Annotated in this window: 19 protein-coding genes; 9 read left to right on the forward strand and 10 right to left on the reverse strand. The window is 65.1% G+C overall.

Going from position 1 to position 18874, the window contains the following annotated elements; all coding sequences use genetic code 11:
* Nucleotides 1–108: 108 nt before the first annotated feature.
* A complete protein-coding gene (locus tag QI450_RS08360; protein WP_226775833.1) occupies nucleotides 109–2202 on the forward strand; it encodes a S9 family peptidase in 2094 nt (697 codons plus the stop codon).
* Nucleotides 2203–2252: 50 nt separating this feature from the next.
* Here QI450_RS08360 and QI450_RS08365 read toward each other — a convergent pair whose 3' ends face one another.
* Both QI450_RS08365 and QI450_RS08370 read right to left on the reverse strand, forming a co-directional pair.
* On the reverse strand, nucleotides 2253–2924 hold the full coding sequence (locus QI450_RS08365; RefSeq protein WP_226775832.1) for a peptide deformylase: 672 nt from the start codon (nucleotides 2922–2924) through the stop codon (nucleotides 2253–2255).
* 9 nt (nucleotides 2925–2933) lie between these two features.
* The gene (locus QI450_RS08370) at nucleotides 2934–3815 is read right to left on the reverse strand and encodes a hypothetical protein (protein ID WP_282468155.1); all 882 of its coding nucleotides are present in this window, start codon (nucleotides 3813–3815) and stop codon (nucleotides 2934–2936) included.
* A 149-nt stretch (nucleotides 3816–3964) separates the two neighbouring features.
* Here QI450_RS08370 and QI450_RS08375 point away from each other — a divergent pair, with 149 nt between their 5' ends.
* Nucleotides 3965–4369, forward strand: a complete 405-nt coding sequence (locus QI450_RS08375; protein WP_226775830.1) for a nuclear transport factor 2 family protein — start codon at nucleotides 3965–3967, stop codon at nucleotides 4367–4369.
* Between the two features lie 46 nt (nucleotides 4370–4415).
* Here QI450_RS08375 and QI450_RS08380 read toward each other — a convergent pair whose 3' ends face one another.
* From QI450_RS08380 to QI450_RS08390, 3 genes are read right to left on the reverse strand one after another with little or no spacing between them, the layout of a single operon-like run.
* Nucleotides 4416–5549, reverse strand: a complete 1134-nt coding sequence (locus QI450_RS08380; RefSeq protein ID WP_282359909.1) for an FAD-dependent monooxygenase — start codon at nucleotides 5547–5549, stop codon at nucleotides 4416–4418.
* The gene (locus QI450_RS08385; RefSeq protein WP_282359908.1) at nucleotides 5542–6243 is read right to left on the reverse strand and encodes a class I SAM-dependent methyltransferase; all 702 of its coding nucleotides are present in this window, start codon (nucleotides 6241–6243) and stop codon (nucleotides 5542–5544) included. The genes QI450_RS08380 and QI450_RS08385 overlap by 8 nt, the downstream gene beginning before the upstream one ends.
* 6 nt (nucleotides 6244–6249) lie before the next feature.
* Entirely contained in the window at nucleotides 6250–7485 is a 1236-nt protein-coding gene (locus QI450_RS08390; protein WP_226772958.1) for a type III polyketide synthase, read from the reverse strand.
* 131 nt (nucleotides 7486–7616) lie between these two features.
* Between QI450_RS08390 and QI450_RS08395 the strand changes: the two genes are divergently transcribed.
* Nucleotides 7617–10010 (forward strand): excinuclease ABC subunit UvrA, encoded by a 2394-nt coding sequence (locus QI450_RS08395; RefSeq protein ID WP_226772960.1) that lies wholly within the window; start codon nucleotides 7617–7619, stop codon nucleotides 10008–10010.
* A gap of 19 nt (nucleotides 10011–10029) precedes the next feature.
* Here the strand turns inward: QI450_RS08395 and QI450_RS08400 are convergent, their stop codons facing one another.
* The 4 genes from QI450_RS08400 to QI450_RS08415 all read right to left on the reverse strand — a co-directional run bounded on the left by QI450_RS08400 (nucleotide 10030) and on the right by QI450_RS08415 (nucleotide 12076).
* Nucleotides 10030–10947, reverse strand: coding sequence for a cation diffusion facilitator family transporter (locus QI450_RS08400; RefSeq protein ID WP_226772961.1), 918 nt, complete (start codon nucleotides 10945–10947; stop codon nucleotides 10030–10032).
* The gene (locus QI450_RS08405; protein WP_226772963.1) at nucleotides 10944–11120 is read right to left on the reverse strand and encodes a hypothetical protein; all 177 of its coding nucleotides are present in this window, start codon (nucleotides 11118–11120) and stop codon (nucleotides 10944–10946) included. Before QI450_RS08405 ends, QI450_RS08400 begins: the two co-directional genes overlap by 4 nt.
* Nucleotides 11121–11340: 220 nt before the next feature.
* The gene (locus QI450_RS08410) at nucleotides 11341–11577 is read right to left on the reverse strand and encodes a hypothetical protein (protein ID WP_226772965.1); all 237 of its coding nucleotides are present in this window, start codon (nucleotides 11575–11577) and stop codon (nucleotides 11341–11343) included.
* Nucleotides 11578–11773: 196 nt separating this feature from the next.
* Nucleotides 11774–12076 (reverse strand): DUF4193 domain-containing protein, encoded by a 303-nt coding sequence (locus QI450_RS08415; protein WP_226772966.1) that lies wholly within the window; start codon nucleotides 12074–12076, stop codon nucleotides 11774–11776.
* 319 nt (nucleotides 12077–12395) lie between these two features.
* On the opposite strand from QI450_RS08415, the gene QI450_RS08420 reads away from it, so the two are divergent.
* Both QI450_RS08420 and QI450_RS08425 read left to right on the forward strand, forming a co-directional pair.
* The gene (locus QI450_RS08420; protein ID WP_226772967.1) at nucleotides 12396–12836 is read left to right on the forward strand and encodes a DUF3054 domain-containing protein; all 441 of its coding nucleotides are present in this window, start codon (nucleotides 12396–12398) and stop codon (nucleotides 12834–12836) included.
* A gap of 99 nt (nucleotides 12837–12935) precedes the next feature.
* Entirely contained in the window at nucleotides 12936–13217 is a 282-nt protein-coding gene (locus QI450_RS08425) for an Lrp/AsnC ligand binding domain-containing protein (protein ID WP_226772968.1), read from the forward strand.
* A gap of 56 nt (nucleotides 13218–13273) precedes the next feature.
* Here QI450_RS08425 and trpD read toward each other — a convergent pair whose 3' ends face one another.
* Entirely contained in the window at nucleotides 13274–14332 is a 1059-nt protein-coding gene (gene trpD / locus QI450_RS08430) for an anthranilate phosphoribosyltransferase (RefSeq protein ID WP_226772969.1), read from the reverse strand.
* Nucleotides 14333–14444: 112 nt separating this feature from the next.
* On the opposite strand from trpD, the gene QI450_RS08435 reads away from it, so the two are divergent.
* From QI450_RS08435 to QI450_RS08450, 4 genes are all read left to right on the forward strand, one after another.
* A complete protein-coding gene (locus QI450_RS08435) occupies nucleotides 14445–15119 on the forward strand; it encodes a heme-copper oxidase subunit III (protein ID WP_226772970.1) in 675 nt (224 codons plus the stop codon).
* Nucleotides 15120–15205: 86 nt separating this feature from the next.
* Nucleotides 15206–15991: a c-type cytochrome gene (locus tag QI450_RS08440; RefSeq protein WP_226772971.1), complete on the forward strand. Its 786-nt coding sequence runs from the start codon at nucleotides 15206–15208 to the stop codon at nucleotides 15989–15991.
* Between the two features lie 101 nt (nucleotides 15992–16092).
* A complete protein-coding gene (locus QI450_RS08445; protein ID WP_226772972.1) occupies nucleotides 16093–17163 on the forward strand; it encodes a Rieske 2Fe-2S domain-containing protein in 1071 nt (356 codons plus the stop codon).
* Nucleotides 17141–18820 carry a cytochrome bc complex cytochrome b subunit gene (locus tag QI450_RS08450; RefSeq protein WP_226772973.1) on the forward strand — a complete coding sequence of 560 codons (1680 nt, stop codon included), beginning with the start codon at nucleotides 17141–17143 and terminating at the stop codon, nucleotides 18818–18820. Before QI450_RS08445 ends, QI450_RS08450 begins: the two co-directional genes overlap by 23 nt.
* Nucleotides 18821–18874 lie beyond the last annotated feature (54 nt).

Consider the following 18874-nt stretch of genomic DNA (forward strand, 5'->3'; position numbering starts at 1 on the left):
ACTGTCCATCCTAGGTGGCCGGTCCGCGGCGGCGGCGTTCCAGAACGGCACAGCGCCGCCGACGTGAGCTATTTCACTGCCGGGGAAACTGGGGCTAGGCTCGCACACGTGAAATCCGAACATCTGCCGCTGCTGAATTCCGTGTCCGCCCCTGCCGTGCATCCAGACGGCGGGCACGCCGTGGTCTCCGTGATCCGGCCCGATTTCGATGCCGACGCCTACGTTGGGCAACTCTGGACGGTGCCGCTGGGACCGGGTCAGGCTCCGCGCCGCCTGACCCGCGGATTCCGCGACACCGCTCCGGACTTCTCACCGGACGGACAGATGCTGGCCTTCCTGCGCGCCGCGGACGGTGGAAAACCTCAACTCCACATTGTCGAGGCCGGCGGCGGGGAACCGCTGCCAGTCACCGGCGCACCGCTGGGAGTGTCCCAGTTTGCCTGGTCGCCGGACTCCCGGCAAATTGTCTACGGGGCCAGAACCCCGGAAAACGGCCGCTACGGCAGCACCCCCGGGGTATCCGCCGGCAGCGAGGACGCCCGGCTGATCACCGACTACAAGTACCGCATGAACGGCGTCGGATACACTGCGGACCAGCCAGTGCAGCTCTTCCTGGTCGAAGTGCCCGATCTTGGCGCTGAACCCAAGGTGGTGCCAACGGGCCGGGCTTTGAAGTCCGGCACCGCAGTTGCCGACGGCGGCACACCCGGTGTTGGTCTCCCGGCCGCACGGCAACTAACCACGGCTGCCACAGACCACACCGGTGCGGGTTTCAGCGCCGACGGGCTGGCAATCTATTTTGTCGCGGCCCTGCATCGTGGCAGCGACGCCGACCTTGCGAGCGGCATCTACCGCCTGGACACCGGCGACGGCACCGGGGGAGCCGAGCCGCTGGCCGTGGTACCGGAGAACACCGGCCGGCAGGACGTGCACGCCGTCCGCGCGTCGCCGGACGGACACCGGCTGTTTTTCCTCGCCCAGGAATTGGGCGCCTCGGGCCTGGACTTCGTGGCACGCAACACCGCTCTTTACGTGCTGCCGGCCGGCGGCGGCGACGCCACCCGGCTGAGCGACGCCGAGACGATGGACCTGAGCTGCAACGGCAGGATCGAACTGTCCGGCCCTGACGCGGTGCTGCTGCTCAATACTGTCTGCGGAACGGTCGAAGTGATCGAGTTCCACGCCTCCGGGAAGCACCAGGTGCTGGTTAGCGGAAAACGGGTGGCCACCGGCGCCGCGGCGTCGGGCGGCTCGCTGGTGGTCAGTTTCACGGACGCGGCGACGGCGGGGGACACTGCTGTGCTTGCGGGCGGACAGCTCCGGATCCTGACCGATTTCTCCGCGGCGCTGCGTTCCGGCCCCGGAATCATCAAGCCTCTGGAGTTCACAGTCCCCTCAGCAGACGGCTACCCCGTCCACGGCTGGCTTGTGCAGCCGCCGGGGCGCGGACCGCACCCGGTGCTGCTGAACATCCACGGCGGCCCGTTCGCCCAGTTCACCGGCGCGCTGTTCGACGAAGCACAGGTCTACGCCGCGGCGGGCTACGCGGTCCTGATGTGCAACCCCCGCGGTTCCGCCGGCTACGGACAAGACCACGGACGGGCCATCAAGGAAAAGATGGGAACCCTTGACATGCAGGACGTCCTGGCCTTCCTCGACGGCGCGCTCAGCACGTTCGAGGAGCTCGATGCCGGGGCGCTCGGCATTATGGGCGGGTCCTACGGCGGCTACCTCACCGCGTGGACCATCAGCCACGACCACCGCTTCAAAGCCGCCATTGTGGAGCGTGGATTCCTCGATCCCGTGAGCTTCGTCGGCTCCTCGGACATCGGCTGGTTCTTCGGCGGGGAGTACACCGGGCGCGCGGCCGAACAGATGGCGGCGCAAAGCCCGATGTCCCGGGTGGACCGGGTGCGCACCGCCTCGCTTGTGATCCACAGCGAGGAGGACCTCCGGTGTCCGGTGGAGCAGGGCCAGCGGTACTTCACGGCGCTCAAACAGCACGGTGTGGAGGCCGCCTTCCTCGTCTTCCCGGGGGAGAACCATGAGCTCTCACGCACCGGAACACCGCACCACCGCAAGCAGCGTTTCGACCAGATCCTGCGGTGGTGGGCCCGGTACCTCCCCACGGCGGCCAATCCGGCCCCGGCGGACGTCAAGGCTGACGGCACCGCGGACGGCCCCGGCGGACGTCAAGGCTGACGGCACCGGCTCATGTCAAGGCTGACGGCCAGCCGGCCTTCAGTCGGAGTTCAGTCGGCGCTATCGCCCGGAAGGAAGCCGAGTTCCCGGCGGGCGAGACTGATGTCGGGCTGCGCCCAGCGTGCGGAATACTCGGCGTTGCTGCTGATCGAGCGCAGTTCGGCACGGTCAAGGTAGAGGATGCCGTGCACGTGGTCAGTTTCGTGCTGGACGATCCGTGCCTGCCAGCCACTGAATTCCCGCTGCTGCCGGCTGCCGTCCGCTGCGGTGAAGTCGAGCCGAACCCGTTCGGGCCGGTTGACTGCGGCCTGAAGTCCGTGCAGCGACAGGCAGCCTTCGTAAAAGGCCACTGTGGTGCCGCCAAGTGGCTGGTAGCTCGGGTTGAGCATGGCAAAAAAGGGCAACGGCTCCCGTCCGCGGACAGCGGCGACGTCGGGATCGACGTCGAACTGGTCCTCGAGAACCGCGAGCTGCAGCGGGACGCCAAGCTGTGGTGCTGCCAGGCCCACGCCGGGTGCCTTATGCATAACGCTGCGCATCAGGTCGATCAACTGGCCCAGCTCGGCGTCACTCACCTGGCCGCTGAACGGCGCGGCGAGCTGCCTGAGCACCGGATGCCCGGCCTGGACAATGCCCGGAAGCACCCCGGCGGACAGTAGCTGCTGGACAGTTTCATGGATGCGGGCGGCGCTGAAGTCAGTGGGCTTGGCGTCGGAATACATGCCAACAGACTACTTGCGTCCGCAGGCGGCCGTAATAAAGTCGTAGATGCGTCCACGCAGCAGCGCGCCGGCGTCAACTTTCAAGACTCCCTCCCGTCCCCCCGAAGAGACACGGAGGGGGAGCAAAGTGCCCACTTTATCTTCAGCGACGGCGTGCGGATCGCAGCGTGCGGGTCGGATCACCAGCCGGAATTGCTGGCCGGCACCACCGGCGCTGATCGAGACAGAGCGCGGCCAGGGGTGGCTCGGGTCCTCGTCGAGCAGGGTTGTCCCGTCGATCCGGTCGATGGTCAGGCTTCCGAGCGAGCCGGGGTTCACGGCGCCCGGGACGCTGCGCGGTGTGACGTCAAGGCGCAGGACGGCGCTCTTGGCGTCAGCGGAGACCTCAAGTTCCGTTTCCAACCGGAGGTCAGCGACCGCACCGGCGGCCTGGGCAAGACACATTTCCGCGTTGTTCCGGTCCATCACGCCGTAGGGGTCGCCGGCGGTGACCGTCGAGGTGTGAACTGCTCCGCCGGCAACGGCCAGGCCCAGTGAAACATCCGGTCCCGCGCCCGGCGGCAGGGTCCGGATTCCGCAGTCCGGGGCACGCAGTTGGGCTGGCAGGATCTTGGTCTGGCCCGGTGGAATTTCGATTCCGCCGGGGGCTGCCTGCCACGGGATCGTGCCGGAAAAGAGCGGGCTGGCAACCCCTGCGCTGAGCACGGTCACCGGACCGTCGGTGTTGTTCGTGAGTTGCACGGCAATGATCTGCCGGCTGTAGTTGTCGCGGAGCTGGTTGATCTCGACAGTGATGGGTAAGGCGGCAGCCGACGTTGGTGGTGCGTTGACGGGACCGACGGGGCGGGTGGCGCCCGCGCTGCATGAGGCCGTCAGCGCAAGGCACACCATGGCCGCGGCACGCCTACACACCGGAATCCGATGGTTTTCGCCGGCAGGGCGCCGCACGAGCGGAAGAAGTCGGCCCATAGAATCAGTGTATTCCGGCCGCGGGCCGGTGCGGCGGCGCCTCGCGGCCGTCATCGGCTAGTCTCGTTGCCATGACGTCACCGACCCCCCTGGAATCTGTCCTGAACTTCCTGCGGGCTATTGAGGCCAACGGCGGCCCGGCGGAGATCGCCCCGCTTCTCGCCGAAGACTATACGCTGAGCGAGGCACCGCATCTGCTGGCACCGGCAGGTGCCGCGAGGAACCGCGACGAGGCCTTGGCCGGGGCCGCGGCAGCCCATCAAGTCGTCTCGGGGCAGTGCTTCTTGGTTCGCCGCACAACCTGCGAAGGGACCCGGGTGGTGCTGGAAGCCGACTGGAGCGCCACCTTGCTGATGGACCTGCCGCACTGGAACAGCGGCGAGGTCATCCGGGCCAGGATCGCTGCCGTCTTTGAGGTCCGGGACGGCACGATTGTCAGCCAAGACAGTTACGACTGCTACTTCACCCCGGCCTGAGTTACGCTCTCCGGCGTCCTGCCGGGTCGTCGCGGCGGGCGGGCCCTCACTGCATGGTGAACCGGCGGGCCACAAAGTTCTTTACGGCGGGCACGGCAGCGGCCGCCGCAATCGCGCGGTTCCGCGCAGACCATGGCACCGCCGGCAGCGGCCGCCCCAGCGCCATGTTGATCTCGGCCTGGCGGGCTGCCCGGGCGGCCGCAGCAATACGTCCGGCCTCGAAGGACCGCAACTGCGCACCCACGTCCGCGCCCGCCAGCGCCGCCAGCACAAGGGGAGCCAGCGCCGCGGCGTCGAGCCAGCCCAGGTTCATGCCCTGACCGCCGATCGGGCTGATCTCGTGGGCGGCGTCACCGATCAGGATTGTGCGGCCGGCCACCATGGTGCGGACCAGGCGGGTACGCACGCCAAATCGGCTCAGCATACTGTGGCCCGAGGGATCGACGTCGATCCCGGTCCGCTGCCTGACCAGCTGCACCAGCCCGGCGGCGTCCGTGCCGTTCCCGGAGCCCGTCACGCGCACTACCCAGCGGCGTAACGACCCCGGCAGCGGGAAGGACTCCACGATTCCCGCGGATTCCAGGAACAGGGCGGCATCCGCACCGAACCCTGTGGTGTCGGCAAAGTCGCCCATCAGGTAGCTGTCCGGATAGTCCCTCGCCCGGACAGCCGTGCCGAGCTGCGCACGGACTGTGGACCGGACGCCGTCGGCGGCAATAACAAAGGACGCCGAGTAGCGGCGGACCGATCCCGCTGCGGTGGCGTCGGCTGCGACCAGGCCGCCGTCCTCGTGCAATCCCGTGAGCTGGACCCCGCGGTGGAGGGCTGCGGGGTCCAGCTGCCGGACGCGGTGTTCCAGGATGGCCTCCGTCCTGGCCTGCGGCAGGGAGAGGACAAACGGATAGCTGTCCGAAACCCCGGCGAACGACATCCGTGCGAGTGTCCGGCCGCCGCCGAGGGCGACGCCGTTCCGGATCGGCACCCCTTCGGCCGCCAGGACTGCTGCCACACCGACCCCGTCGAGCGCGTCCAACGAGGGGGGATGGATGCCGATCGCCCGGGAGTGCGGTTCCGGGACTGCCCGACGTTCCAGGATCCGAACGCTGGCTCCCCGCTGGAGCAGCAGCGCGGCCATAAACAGGCCCACCGGGCCACCGCCGACCACAAGAACATCAACCACCGGCGGGAACCGCCTCACGGATCAGCAAGTTCCGGAAAGGGGCCCGGCTGAGGACAGTCCAGCCGGGCGGAACTGCCTTGCGCAATTCTGCTGCGGTGTAGCTGCGGCGGATGGAGGTGAGGCCGTCGGGCCTGATGTACGAGCCGGCAAACGGCCAGGACCCGGCAAAAAAGAGCCCGTACGCGGCCGCGCTGCGCCGGAGATCGTTGTGGATGACGGTGCCGTGGCTGAGCGCGGCGGACTCGGCGAGGAACACCGGAAGCTCATGCTCGGCCACGTGGTGGAGCACATGGTTGGACACGACCAGGTCAAAGCTGAGGCCTTCGAAGCCCAGCTCCGCAGCTGTGCAGCTGCGGAACTTCACGCCAGTGGACGAATGGCGTTCCGCGGCGAAGCGGCCGGCGCGGGGATCCGGATCAATAGCAGTGATCTCCAGGCGGAGGCCGTCTCTGGCCGCCCAGCGGGAAAGCATCACCGGCACGTCGCCGCCGCCGCAGCCAATGTCCAGCAGGGTGGCAGGGACGCCGGGGCGCAGGCGCGGCCGGAGCTGGCGAAGGTAGAGGCTGCGCCAGCCGGAGACGGCGCGGTTCACCAGGGCGAACTGGGCATAGGTGCGCTCCAGCCGGGCAGGGTCACAGTCGGGCAGGTCCATTTCCTCGACGGCGTGTGCCGCCCGTGCACGCAGGCTCAGCACCGAAACTCAGGCCAGGGCAGATTCCGGCTGCGGGGACCCGGCACCGACCGATTCCGCGGTCTGTACCGGGTCCCCGCCGCGCTTGGGAGCACCGCGCTGGACACTGCCGAGCTTCGTGAAGAGTGCGGATTCAACCGTCAGTCCGGGGCCGAACGCCATCGAACAGATCCGTTCGCTGCCGCCCTCGACCCCTTCCGCCGGCGGCAGGTCCAGGATGTGCCGGAGCACAAACAGCACTGTGGCGCTGCTCATGTTCCCGTAGTTGCGCAACGTCTCACGTGCCGGGACCAGCTGCTCATCGCTGAGGTCCAGCCTGGACTGGACCTTATCCAGGATGCTGCGGCCGCCAGGATGGATAGCCCAGTGCCGGATACCGCGGTAGGGCAAGCCCAGCAAGGCTCCTTCCCGGGCGAGCAGTGGTTCCAGGGCGCCGATGATGTGGTCATCAATAATGTGCGGGACGTAATTTCCCAAGACCATCTCGAAGCCCTCGTCGCCGATATTCCAGGCCATGGATTCCTCCCCGACCGGCGTCAGCACCGTCTCGAAATGGTCCAGCTGCAGCAGAGCGGGCTCGTCCGGGTCCTCAAGGGCAGTCACGATGGCGGCGGCGGCTCCGTCGGCGAACAACGCCGAACCCATGATGGTGTCCGGGTCGTTAGAGGTGCGCACGTGCAGCGAACAAAGTTCGGCGCAGACGACCAGGACGACGGCGTCCGGATCCGCCTCGCAGAAGGACTTGGCTGCCCGCAATGCGGGAAACGCCGCGTAGCAGCCCATAAATCCCAGGTGGTAGCGCTGCACCGCAGGATTCAAGCCGAGGGCACGGACGATTTTGTAGTCCGGTCCTGGGTTGAAGAAGCCGGTGCAAGACACCGTGACGAGATGTGTGATGCCGGCCGGAGAGATTCCGGGGCAGGCGTCCAGGGCCTTCCGGGCCGCCTCGATAAAGAGTTTGGTGGCCTCGGCGGCGAAGATGTCGTTGCGGACCTTAGTACTGGGGCTCAACAGCAGCCCTGTGCCGGCGTCGAAAAACCGTGGATTCTCCGCTTGGAAGTCCTTTGTCAGTTCATCAACAGCGGTGTGGCGGGTGTCGATTGCGGCGGAATCGAAGCACGTGCTGACCAGCCGGGTACCGAGTCTGGTCAGTCCCGGTTGGGCGGCAAAAACATCCCGTGCTTCCGTCTGGATCAAGACAGTTGGCGGGACAGCAGTTTCCAGGGACCTCAAGTAGACCGTCATGGTTCATTCTCAGGGAGGCCTGCGCAGAAGACAATGGATGTCAGCTGACGATGCGTTGTCGAAGCTGGTTAGATTGAGCCAGGTGACCCGGCGGAGACTGCGGCCGCGGCGCCCCACGGGATGGAGTCACAATGAGCACGGCACCGACGCCGGATACCCAGTCGCCCGCGCTGCACGTTGCGGACCGCCACGATCTGATCCGGGTGGTAGGTGCACGCGAGAACAATCTCAAGGACATTAACCTGGAGATCCCGAAACGGCGGCTCACGGTGTTCACCGGGGTCTCCGGCTCCGGAAAAAGCTCGCTGGTGTTCGCGACTATCGCCGCGGAGTCGCAGCGGATGATCAACGAGACGTACAGCGCCTTTGTGCAGGGCTTTATGCCTTCACTGGCACGGCCGGACGTCGACATCCTGGAGGGCCTCACCACAGCGATCATCGTCGACCAGGAGCGGATGGGCGCCAACCCGCGCTCCACAGTGGGTACCGCCACCGACGCCAACGCGATGCTGCGCATCCTCTTCAGCCGGCTCGGACAGCCATACATCGGCTCGCCCACCGCGTTCGCGTTTAACGTCCCGACGCGCAAGGCGAGCGGAGTGATGAGTACCGAAAAGGGCGGCAGGGTCGAGCGGAACGTGGTGCGGGACGTGGTCTACCAGGGCGGCATGTGTCCGCGCTGCGAGGGCTTGGGCTCGGTCACCGATTTTGATCTCTCGGCGCTGTACGACGACAGCAAGTCCCTCAACGAAGGTGCACTGACCATCCCCGGCTACAGCATGGACGGCTGGTTCGGCCGCATTTTCGGCGGCTCCGGATTCTTCGACATGGACCGGCCGATCGGCAAGTTCACCAAGAAGCAGCTGCACGATCTGCTCTACAAAGAGCCGACCAAGATCAAGGTCGAAGGAATCAACCTGACCTACGAGGGGCTGATCCCCAAGATCCAGAAATCCATGCTGGCCAAGGACCCGGAAGCCATGCAGCCACACATCCGCGCCTTCGTCGAGCGGGCCGTCACCTTCACGACCTGCCCGGAGTGTGACGGAACCCGGCTCAGCAAAGAGGCGCGTTCCTCGAAGATCAACGGCAAGAACATTGCTGACGTCTGCGCCCTGCAGATTAGCGACCTCGCCGGCTGGGTCCGGGATCTGGACGAGCCGTCAGTGGCCCCGCTGCTCACCGGGCTGCAGCACCTTCTGGATTCATTCGCGGAGATCGGGCTCGGCTACCTCTCGCTGGACCGGCCGGCCGGAACCCTGTCCGGGGGAGAGGCGCAGCGCGCCAAGATGATCCGGCACCTCGGCTCCTCGCTCACGGATGTTACATACGTGTTCGACGAACCGACGATCGGCCTGCACCCGCATGACATCGAACGGATGAACCGGCTGCTGCTGCAGTTGCGGGACAAGGGCAACACCGTGCTTGTGGTGGAGCACAAGCCTGAAACCATCTCGATCGCGGACCACGTCGTCGACCTTGGTCCCGGCGCCGGCACGGGCGGCGGCGAGGTGGTGTTTGAAGGCAGCGTGGACGGGCTGCGGGGGAGCGACACCACAACCGGCCGCCATTTCGACGACCGGGCCACGCTGAAGGAGTCCGTGCGTACATCGCCGGCTGCGATGGAAGTCCGCGGCGCGGCGACGCACAACCTCAAGGACGTCGACGTGGACATTCCGCTCGGCGTCCTGTGTGTGCTCACCGGCGTCGCCGGTTCCGGCAAGAGCTCGATGGTCCAGGGCTCGATTGCCGGCCGGGACGGCGTCGTGGTGATCGACCAGGGAGCCATCCGCGGTTCACGCCGGAGCAACCCGGCGACTTACACCGGACTGCTCGAGCCGATCCGCAAGGCGTTCGCCAAGGCCAACGGCGTTAAGCCGGCACTCTTCAGCGCCAACTCCGAGGGCGCCTGCCCCGCCTGCAACGGTGCCGGTGTGATCTACACCGAACTGGGCGTTATGGCGACTGTCGAGTCCAGCTGCGAGGAATGCCAGGGCAAGCGGTTCCTTGCGTCTGTGCTGGATTTCACCCTGGGTGGCCGGAACATTGCCGAGGTGCTGGCCATGCCGGTGACCGAAGCGGCCGGGTTCTTCGAGTCCGCGGAGGCGGCGGTCCCGGCGGCCCATAAGATCCTCACCCGGCTTTCCGACGTCGGGCTGGGATACATCAGCCTCGGGCAGCCGCTCACCACCCTCTCAGGCGGGGAACGGCAGCGGCTCAAACTGGCCACCCAGATGGCCGAGCGGGGCAGCATCTACGTCCTTGACGAGCCGACGACCGGCCTCCACCTTGCCGACGTCGAGCAGCTGCTCGGTCTGCTGGACCGGCTTGTGGACTCCGGCAAGTCAGTCATCGTCATCGAGCATCACCAGGCCGTGATGGCGCACGCCGACTGGATTATCGACCTCGGACCCGGCGCCGGACACGACGGCGGCAGGATCGTGTTCGAGGGCACACCGGCGGACCTCGTCGCGGCCCGTTCCACCCTCACGGGCCAGCACCTCGCGGCCTACGTCAGCGCCTGAAAGCACCAGGTACCTCAAGTCAGTGCGGAATGCTCTCCTGGTCGCGGTGCGCGGCCGGCTCAATTTGGAACGTGGAGTGTTCGATACTGACGTCGAAGTGTTCGGCGACGCAGCGCTGCAGCTCCGCCAAAATGGTTCCCGCGTGGCCGTCCGTCATACACCCGTCCTCGACGGTGACGTGCGCCGAGAGGACGGGTGTGCCGGAGGCCACCAGTGAGGCATGCAGATCGTGGACGTCGATGACATGGGGGAGTGCGAGGATGTGTTCGCGGACCTGGGCCATATCCAGGCCCTGCGGGGCGTTTTCCATCAGCACATTAACGGTGTCGCGAAGCAGTTTCAGGGTTCGCGGGATGATAAGCGCCCCAATCAGCAGCGACACAACGGCGTCTGCCTGGACCCAACCGGTGACGGCGATAATGATGGCCGCAACAATGACGGCAACGGAACCGAGGGCGTCGTTGAGTACTTCCAGGAACGCCGCCTTCATGTTGAAGTTGTGGTTCCGCCCGGACGCGAGGACAACCAGTCCCACGGCGTTCCCGGCCAGCCCGATGATGCCGAACCACAGCATGGTGCCGCCGCCGACTTCGGCAGGCACGATCAGCCGCCGGATACCTTCCACGATGACGAATCCTCCGACGCCGAGCAGCAGCGCCGCCTGACCGGCGGCGGCGATGATTTCGGCGCGTTTGTAGCCCCAGGTGCGTTTGAGGGTTGCCGGTTTTAACGCCAGGGAGGCCGCGATGAGGGCGATCAGCAGTCCGGTGGAGTCGGTGAACATGTGGCCCGCGTCAGCCAGAAGCGCCAGGCTTCCCGTCAGGACAGCCCCGATGATTTCAGCGACCATCACGGTGAAAGTGATGGCAAAGACCAGGATCAGCTTGGCGCGGTTCCCGGCAGCGATTGCACCGTGATCGTGATCATGCCCGCTCATACGAGTGTCCCTACGGTGCACGCTGTGTTGCTGCCGGCGTCGAACTGGACCTGCGGGCGGCGTGGTTCAGCGCAGCTGTCGAGGGATTCAACGCTCAGGATCGCAGCCCTGCACGGAGCCGCCAGGGACTTTCCGAGGCGGGCCGGGACGTCGGTGCTGAACGGAATACGCATGCTGAAAGGATACAGAAGGTCGTGGATCCGGCGGCTTTGGGTTGCGCAACGTCCCGGCGAGGCAAAGCCGCGCAACTTGCGCGAGTCACGCTGGATCCAAGGCCACTTCCAGCGTTGCAGAAAACGCCGATAATCAACATTATGTCAAGTAGTCGCAAATTGCCGGGGGAAGTGGACCGGTAATATGTGGTGTCTGCCGAATCCTCCTGCGTTCTGCCGTTCAGCGCGGTTCGGGGACTTCGCCATTGCCGACGGCCTCGATCCAGTCCACACCCTCGTCGGAGAAATAGAAGTCACCGGCCCGGTACTCACCAGACCACCACGCTCCGGAATCGACGACCCCACCGGCCTGCGTAATCTCGGCAACCATCTCGGCCGGGACGGCGCCGCCGTTGTTCTCAATCAGCCAGTCCCGCGTTGCGGGTGCCAGCTTCGGCCACCACTGCTCGATACTCATAACCAAAGTCTGCCACTTCGGCAATCCGTTTACCCGACAGCTGGAGCGAAATCCAGCTACCCGGCAATCGCGTTCGGCCTGCACTCCGGGCCGCAGCTCCCCCACACCACCCAGGGTTCAGATATCGCCAAGGACGGCCGCTTCGAGCGCTACCGAAGGTGCGGGCCGCTCCCCCGGCAGCGGGTACACGGCCGTCCTATCCTTCGCACTCCGTGCAGTACGAGTGGCCGTTTTTCTTGCGTGCCAGCTGGGACCGGTGCCGGACCAGAAAACACGAGTAACAGGTGAATTCATCCTCGGCCTGGGGTATCACCTGCACAATGAGTTCCTCGGCCACAAACTCACCGCCGGGGGTAATGCCTTCATCCAGTGCATCGGATTCGTCCAGCTCGCGGACAACGCTGCGGGCATCCGGGGCGTTCGCGGACTGCAGCGCCTCCAACGAGCGGTCCTGTGATTCCTTAACGTCGGAACGTACTTCGTCGTAATCGGTTGCCACGGGAGTCCTTCTCTTTTCTGTCGTGCTTAACTAACGAAACTGCAACCTACACCATGGCCCTGATATTCCCTCCCTGCTTCGGGAGCCGGAAGCCGCCGTCCCCCGCTTCGGTCCTAGCGGCCGGTGGACTCCCCTGCCGTTTGCGTGCGCCAGGCCGACCTGCCATGCGGCAAGATTCGCGCCCGGTTCTGCACTCCGCCAGCCAGCGGCCTCGTTCTGCACGCGCCGGCCAGCCCGCCGGGGGCAGCCCCGCTGTGCCGCATTGAACCAGCCTGTGCTGATAACCAGCTTCAACGACAGCGCCGCTAGGCTTGGCAGCATGTCTTCCACAACGTCCCCGCTCCCCCGGACCTCCGGTACCGGCCGCCCTCTACTGCCCCGGACACGGCGCTCAGCGGTGTTGGCCGCCGGTGCCGACGCCGTTCTGATCCTGCTCTTCGCTGCCATCGGCCGGGACGCCCATCAGCGCGGGGACGTCGTCACCGGCGTGTTCGCCACCGCTTGGCCTTTCCTCGCAGGAGCGGCCCTGGCCTGGCTGGTCTTGCGACTCTGGCGCTCGCCCTTGTCCCTGGCACCCGCAGGCGTCGCCGTGTGGCTCGGCGCGGTGACGGTAGGTATGCTCCTGCGGGCGGTGACAGGGCAAACTGTAGTCCTGCCATTTATCATCGTGGCCCTGCTCAGCCTGGGCCTTTTGCTGCTCGGATACCGCCTGATAGCTGCCGGCGTCCGGCGGTTCACCACACGCCGTCGCCGGGCGTGATGGACTAGGCTGGCAGTGACACGGCCGGGGCCCCGAAGCACCCAACGGGAGCGCTGAAGTTGGCCGGCAACGACGCAACAGATCCGGAAAGGCTCACACGTGGTCACCGCTTTCGTCCTGATTAAGACAGATGCTTCCCGCATCCCGGAAACCGCGGAAGAAATCTCCGCTATCCAGGGGATCAGCGAGGTCTACTCCGTGACCGGCGAATGGGATCTCATTGCGATCGCACGGGTTCCGAAGCATGAAGACCTCGCGGACGTTATCGCGGACAGGCTCTCCAAGGTCTCCGGAGTGGTGCACACGACCACCCAGATCGCCTTCCGAGCCTATTCACAGCATGACCTGGACGCAGCCTTCGCACTCGGCTTCGACGAGTAGGTTCCCGCAGGCTTGCCCGCTTACGGGCCGGCCTGCGGGCCAGTTACGCCTGCGGGTCAGTTACGGGAAAGTGCGACCCAGCGGTCAAGCACGGCAGTAGCAGCACCAGACTGGACAGACTCTTCCGCGCGCTTGAGGGCCGCGGCCATCCGTTCGTTGAACGGGCCGGCCGCGTCCAGATCAAACGCCACGAGTCCGGCGGCAGCGTTCAGCAGTGCAGCGTCCCGTGCCGGTCCCTGCGCACCGGAGAGAACGGACCGGACGACGGCGGCGTTGGCCGCGGCGTCCCCGCCGCGCAGCTCCTCAAGAGTTGCCTGGCGGATGCCCAGCCCGCGCGGGTCGAACATCTCCTCGGTCACCTCGCCGTTCCTGATTTCCCACACCCGCGACGGGCCGGTAGTGGTCAGCTCGTCCAGTCCGTCATTCCCGCGGAACACCAGGCCCCGGCTCCCGCGCTTGGCCAGCACCCCCGCCACCAGCGGAGCCATCCGCACGTTGGCGACGCCGACCGCTGAGGCCTGCACGTTAGCGGGGTTGGTCATCGGACCCAGGAAGTTGAACGCCGTGGGGACCCCGAGTTCACGGCGGGCAACGGCCGCGTGGCGCATGGACGGATGGAACACCTGGGCGAAGCAGAAGGTGATGCCTGCCTCCTCAGCGTTAAGGGCCACCCTCGGGATCGGCAGGTCCAGCCGCACACCCAGGGCTTCAAGCACGTCCGCGGACCCGGAGGTCGAAGAGGCAGCACGGTTACCGTGCTTGACCACCTTGGCACCGGCGCCGGCGGCAATGAGTGCCGCCATGGTGGAGATGTTGACGGTGTTCTGCTGGTCACCGCCGGTTCCGACGATGTCCAGCTTCTGCCCGGAGATGTCCATGGGACTCGCGTTCGCGATCATGGCCGCCACCAGGCCCACGAGTTCATCCACGGTCTCGCCCTTGGCACGCAGGGCCACGAGGAAGCCTGCAACCTGGACGGGCGTCGCTTCCCCGGACATGATCGAGTTCATCGCCCACTCGGTGCTGCCGGCCGTGAGATCGGTACCGTCGATGAGTGCCTTGATGAGCCGCGGCCACGAGTTGACTGCCGCCTGTGCAGATGCCTGAGAAGTCACGTTCCGATGCTATCGAGGTGCGCACCGCAATGACCAATGTGAACCGCTCCGGGAACTTTTCCGCTCGAATTCGCGTCTTTGTAGAAAAAGTCCTCCCAAAACGCGGTTTGCGTTGGGCAGCAGGGACTTTTATAGACATAATGTCTATGTGACATCTGCGACCCATGCCCCCAGTACCCCGGCGCACCCGACGCTGAATCGCCCGAACATGGTTTCTGTTGGAACCGTAGTCTGGCTGTCCAGTGAGTTGATGTTCTTCGCCGGTCTCTTCGCCATGTACTTCACACTCCGTTCGACTTCCGGACAAATGTGGGCCGAAGAGACAGCCAAGCTCAACTTTCCCTTTGCGCTCGTCAACACGATCGTCCTCGTGGCCAGTTCCTTTACTTGCCAGATGGGCGTCTTCGCCGCTGAGCGGCTTCAGCCGCGCCGAAGCGGCGGCCCCCTCAGCTTCACCCGCTGGGGAATGAACGAATGGTTCACCGTGACTTTCATCATGGGTTCCTTCTTCGTGGCCGGCCAGGCAACCGAGTACGCCATGCTCGTTTCCGAGCATGTTTCCCTCTCCTCCAACGCTTATGGCTCGGCGTTCTACATCACCACCGGGTTCCACGGCCTGCACGTTATCGGCGGCCTGGTTGCCTTCCTCCTCATAATGGGACGGTCCTTCGCGGCGAAGAAGTTCGGCCACTTCGAAGCGACCTCAGCGATCGTCACCTCGTATTACTGGCACTTCGTTGACGTCGTCTGGATCGGGCTCTTCCTGGTCATCTATGTCCTCAAGTAGCACCACTTGCCACTCTTTCTACAAGAGGTAGAATTTCAAGAAGCGGCTCCCGGAGCCAACGCACGATCGAATAAAGGAACCACCACGTGAAGGCACTCTCGCAGAAGCGACGTCACCCGCTGGCAGCAATTGCACTGCTGCTGATGGGCCTCCTGGTCACTGGTGGGCTGTACGCCGTTGCCACGACCGTCAACCAGGCCAAGGCCACCACCAGCTTCAGCGCCAACGACGCAGAGGAGGGCGGCAAGCTCTTCGCCGCCAACTGCGCCACCTGCCACGGCATGGGTGCCAGCGGGTCCCAGTCCGGACCGTCCCTGGTAGGCGTCGGCGCCGCAGCCGTCGACTTCCAGGTCGGTACGGGCCGTATGCCCATGCAGATGAACGGCCCGCAGGCGTACAAGAAGCCGGCCCAGTTCAACGAAGAGCAGACCCACCAGCTTTCCGCATACGTTGCCTCGCTCGGCCCCGGCCCGTCCATTCCCGAGGCAGGTGTCCTCGATGAAAAGGGAGACGCCGCCAAGGGTGGCGAGCTGTTCCGCACAAACTGCGCCATGTGCCACAACGCCGCAGCTGCCGGAGGGGCCCTGACCCGTGGCAAGTTCGCCCCGGCCCTGGCCGACGTCACCGGCAAGCACATCTACGAAGCAATGGTCACCGGCCCGCAGAACATGCCGGTCTTCAGCGATGCCAACGTTTCCCCCGAAGGTAAGCGAGACATCATCACTTTCCTGAAGCAGATCGAAGCCAACGGGTCTCCCGGCGGTGCTGATCTGGGCGCCTTGGGCCCGGTGTCGGAAGGTCTGTTTGTCTGGATCGCCGGCCTCGGCGTTATCATCGCCTTCACCATCTGGCTGACGTCCCGGACGTCCTAGCCACCTGTTGCACCTGTAAGAGTTTTGCTGCTGACCCGTCGGCAGTTTGAATTGAAAGCTAACTCGGCAATCGCCGAGACGAGAGAGGGATGAGGCGAATTATGGGCAACCATAGTGACGGCAGTCCGAACCACTCGGGCACCGTAGCTACGGCTGGTCAAAATGAGGTGGAGAAGTTCCAGGACCCTGGACTTCCTCCGCACCGTTTGCGCCTGGCCGACACGGACCCGAAGGCCGCAAAGCGAGCAGAACGGCAGGTAGCCCTTCTTTTCGGTATCTCAGTCGTTGGCACCCTGATATTTTTGGTGGCTTACTTCGCCATCGATCTGGGAGATGACACCGCGATCGCGACGATCCGGTTGCAGAACGCGCTACTCGGCATCGGCACGGCCTTTGCGATGCTCGGCATCGGTACCGGCATTGTGCACTGGGCCAAGGCCCTTATGCCGGACCATGAAGTGTCGGAAGAGCGCCACGCGATCCGCACCGAAGAAGACCGCCAGGCCGCCGTCCGCATCGTCGACGACATCGTTGAGGAAACTGGCATCAAGCGCCGGCCCCTGATCCGCAACACCCTGCTGGGCGCCGTCGCGCTGGCGCCGCTGCCTGCCCTTGCCGTCTTCGGCGACCTGGGTCCCCGTCCTGATAAGGCTCTGGCTCACACCATGTGGGCGCCCGAGGAGGGTAAGCTCAAGCGGCTTACCCGCGACCCCGACGGCACGCCCATCAAGGCCTCGGATGTCACCATCGGCTCGGCCTTCCACGTCATCCCTGAAGGGCTGAACGAGCTGAGCGAAGGCAAGCTGAACGAGAAGGCAAAGTCCGTCGTTCTGCTGATGCGTCTCAATCCTGAGTCGCTGAACCCGTCCGCCGGGCGTGAGGACTGGGGCTACAACGGCATCGTCGCGTACTCCAAGATCTGCACTCACGTTGGCTGCCCCGTTGCCCTGTACGAGCAGCAGACGCACCACCTGCTGTGCCCGTGCCACCAGTCAACCTTCGACCTCACCCGGGAATGCAAGGTTATCTTTGGCCCGGCCAGCCGTCCTCTCCCCCAGCTGCCCATTGCAGTCGACGCCGAGGGCTACCTGGTCGCCACCAGCGACTTCCATGAACCTGTTGGACCTAGCTATTGGGAGCGTGATGAGCATGAGCGCAGCAACAACGCCTGAGGCACCGGTCTTCGTCGCCACAACTAAAGGCGGCCGCATTACCGATTTCGTCGACCAGCGTGTTGGCGGCTCCGGTATGCTTCGAGAATTCGGCCGGAAGGTCTTCCCGGACCACTGGTCGTTTATGTTCGGCGAAGTGGCTCTTTATTCATTCGTCATCCTGCTTCTCTCAGGAACGTTCCTGACGTTCTTCTTCGATCCCTCCATGGCAGAGACCCACTATTCGGGTTCCTACACGCCGCTGAAGAACGTCGAAATGTCCGTCGCGTACAGCTCGTCGCTGGACATCTCCTTCGACGTTCGTGGCGGCCTGTTTATGCGCCAGGTCCACCACTGGTCCGCGCTGCTGTTTGTTGCTTCCGTCTCGGTGCATATGCTCCGTGTGTTCTTTACCGGCGCCTTCCGCAAACCGCGTGAAATGAACTGGGTCGTGGGCAGCGTGCTGCTCATCCTCGCAATGGCTGCCGGCTTCACGGGCTACTCCCTCCCCGATGATCTGCTGTCCGGAAACGGCCTGCGAATCATCGACGGCGTTATCAAGTCAATCCCGGTGATCGGCACGTACATCTCCTTCTTCCTCTTCGGCGGGGAATTTCCGGGCACGGCCATAATCGGCCGCTTGTACATGCTGCACATCCTGCTCGTTCCGGCGCTCATCCTCCTGATGATCGTGCTCCACCTGTTTATGGTTGTGGTGCACAAGCACACCCAGTACCCCGGCCCGGGACGCAACGACGGCAACGTCGTGGGCTACCCGCTTGGCCCGGTCTACGCTGCGAAGGCCGGCGGCTTCTTCTTCATCGTCTTTGGTGTCGTTGCGCTGATGGCTGGCTTCTTCACCATCAACCCGATCTGGAACTACGGCCCGTACGACCCCTCCCCCGTGTCCGCCGGCACCCAGCCCGACTGGTACATCGGTTTTGTTGACGGCGCCCTGCGCCTGATGCCGGGCACCTTCGGCGACTGGCATGTCGAGCAGATCTGGTTCGGTCACGTGTTTACGTTCAACGTCCTGCTGCCGGCGCTGGTCCCGGCCGGCATCTTGTTCACCCTTATGTTCACGTACCCTTGGATTGAACGCTGGATCACCAAGGACAACCGCGAGCACCACGTCCTGGACCGTCCCCGCAATGCGCCGACCCGGACGGCCATCGGCATGGCCGGGTTCGTCTGGTACTGCGTGATGTGGGCGGCCGCCGGTTCGGACCTCATTGCAACGCACTTCCACGTGTCGCTCAACGATGTCACCTACTGGCTGCGCGCGCTGTTCTTCATCGGCCCGATCCTCGCCTTTATAGTCACCAAGCGCGTTGCTCTGGCCCTGCAGCGCAAGGACCGCGAGATAGCCTTGCACGGCCGCGAAACCGGCCGCATCGTGCGGCTCCCGCACGGTGAATTCATCGAGGTCCACGCCCCGCTGGATGAGTACAAGCGCTACAAGCTCGTAGGCTTCGAGTCACCGTCTCCGTTGCCCGCGGAGCCGAACGCACACGGAGTCGTCGACAGAACGGAAAAGCGCCGTGCCAAGCTGTCGCAGCTGTTCTTTGAGGACCGCGTCGCGCCGGCAACTCCCGCTGAACTGGCAGCTTCCCACGGGGCCCACCGCGGGCACGAAGCAATTGAAACAGCGGATAATCAAAAGACACTCAGCCACTAACCTGCTGCAGTGATCCGCAGAAAGGCCCGGTCCTCCAGGACCGGGCCTTTTTTG

This window comes from Arthrobacter sp. EM1, from assembly GCF_029964055.1.
GTDB lineage: Bacteria > Actinomycetota > Actinomycetes > Actinomycetales > Micrococcaceae > Arthrobacter.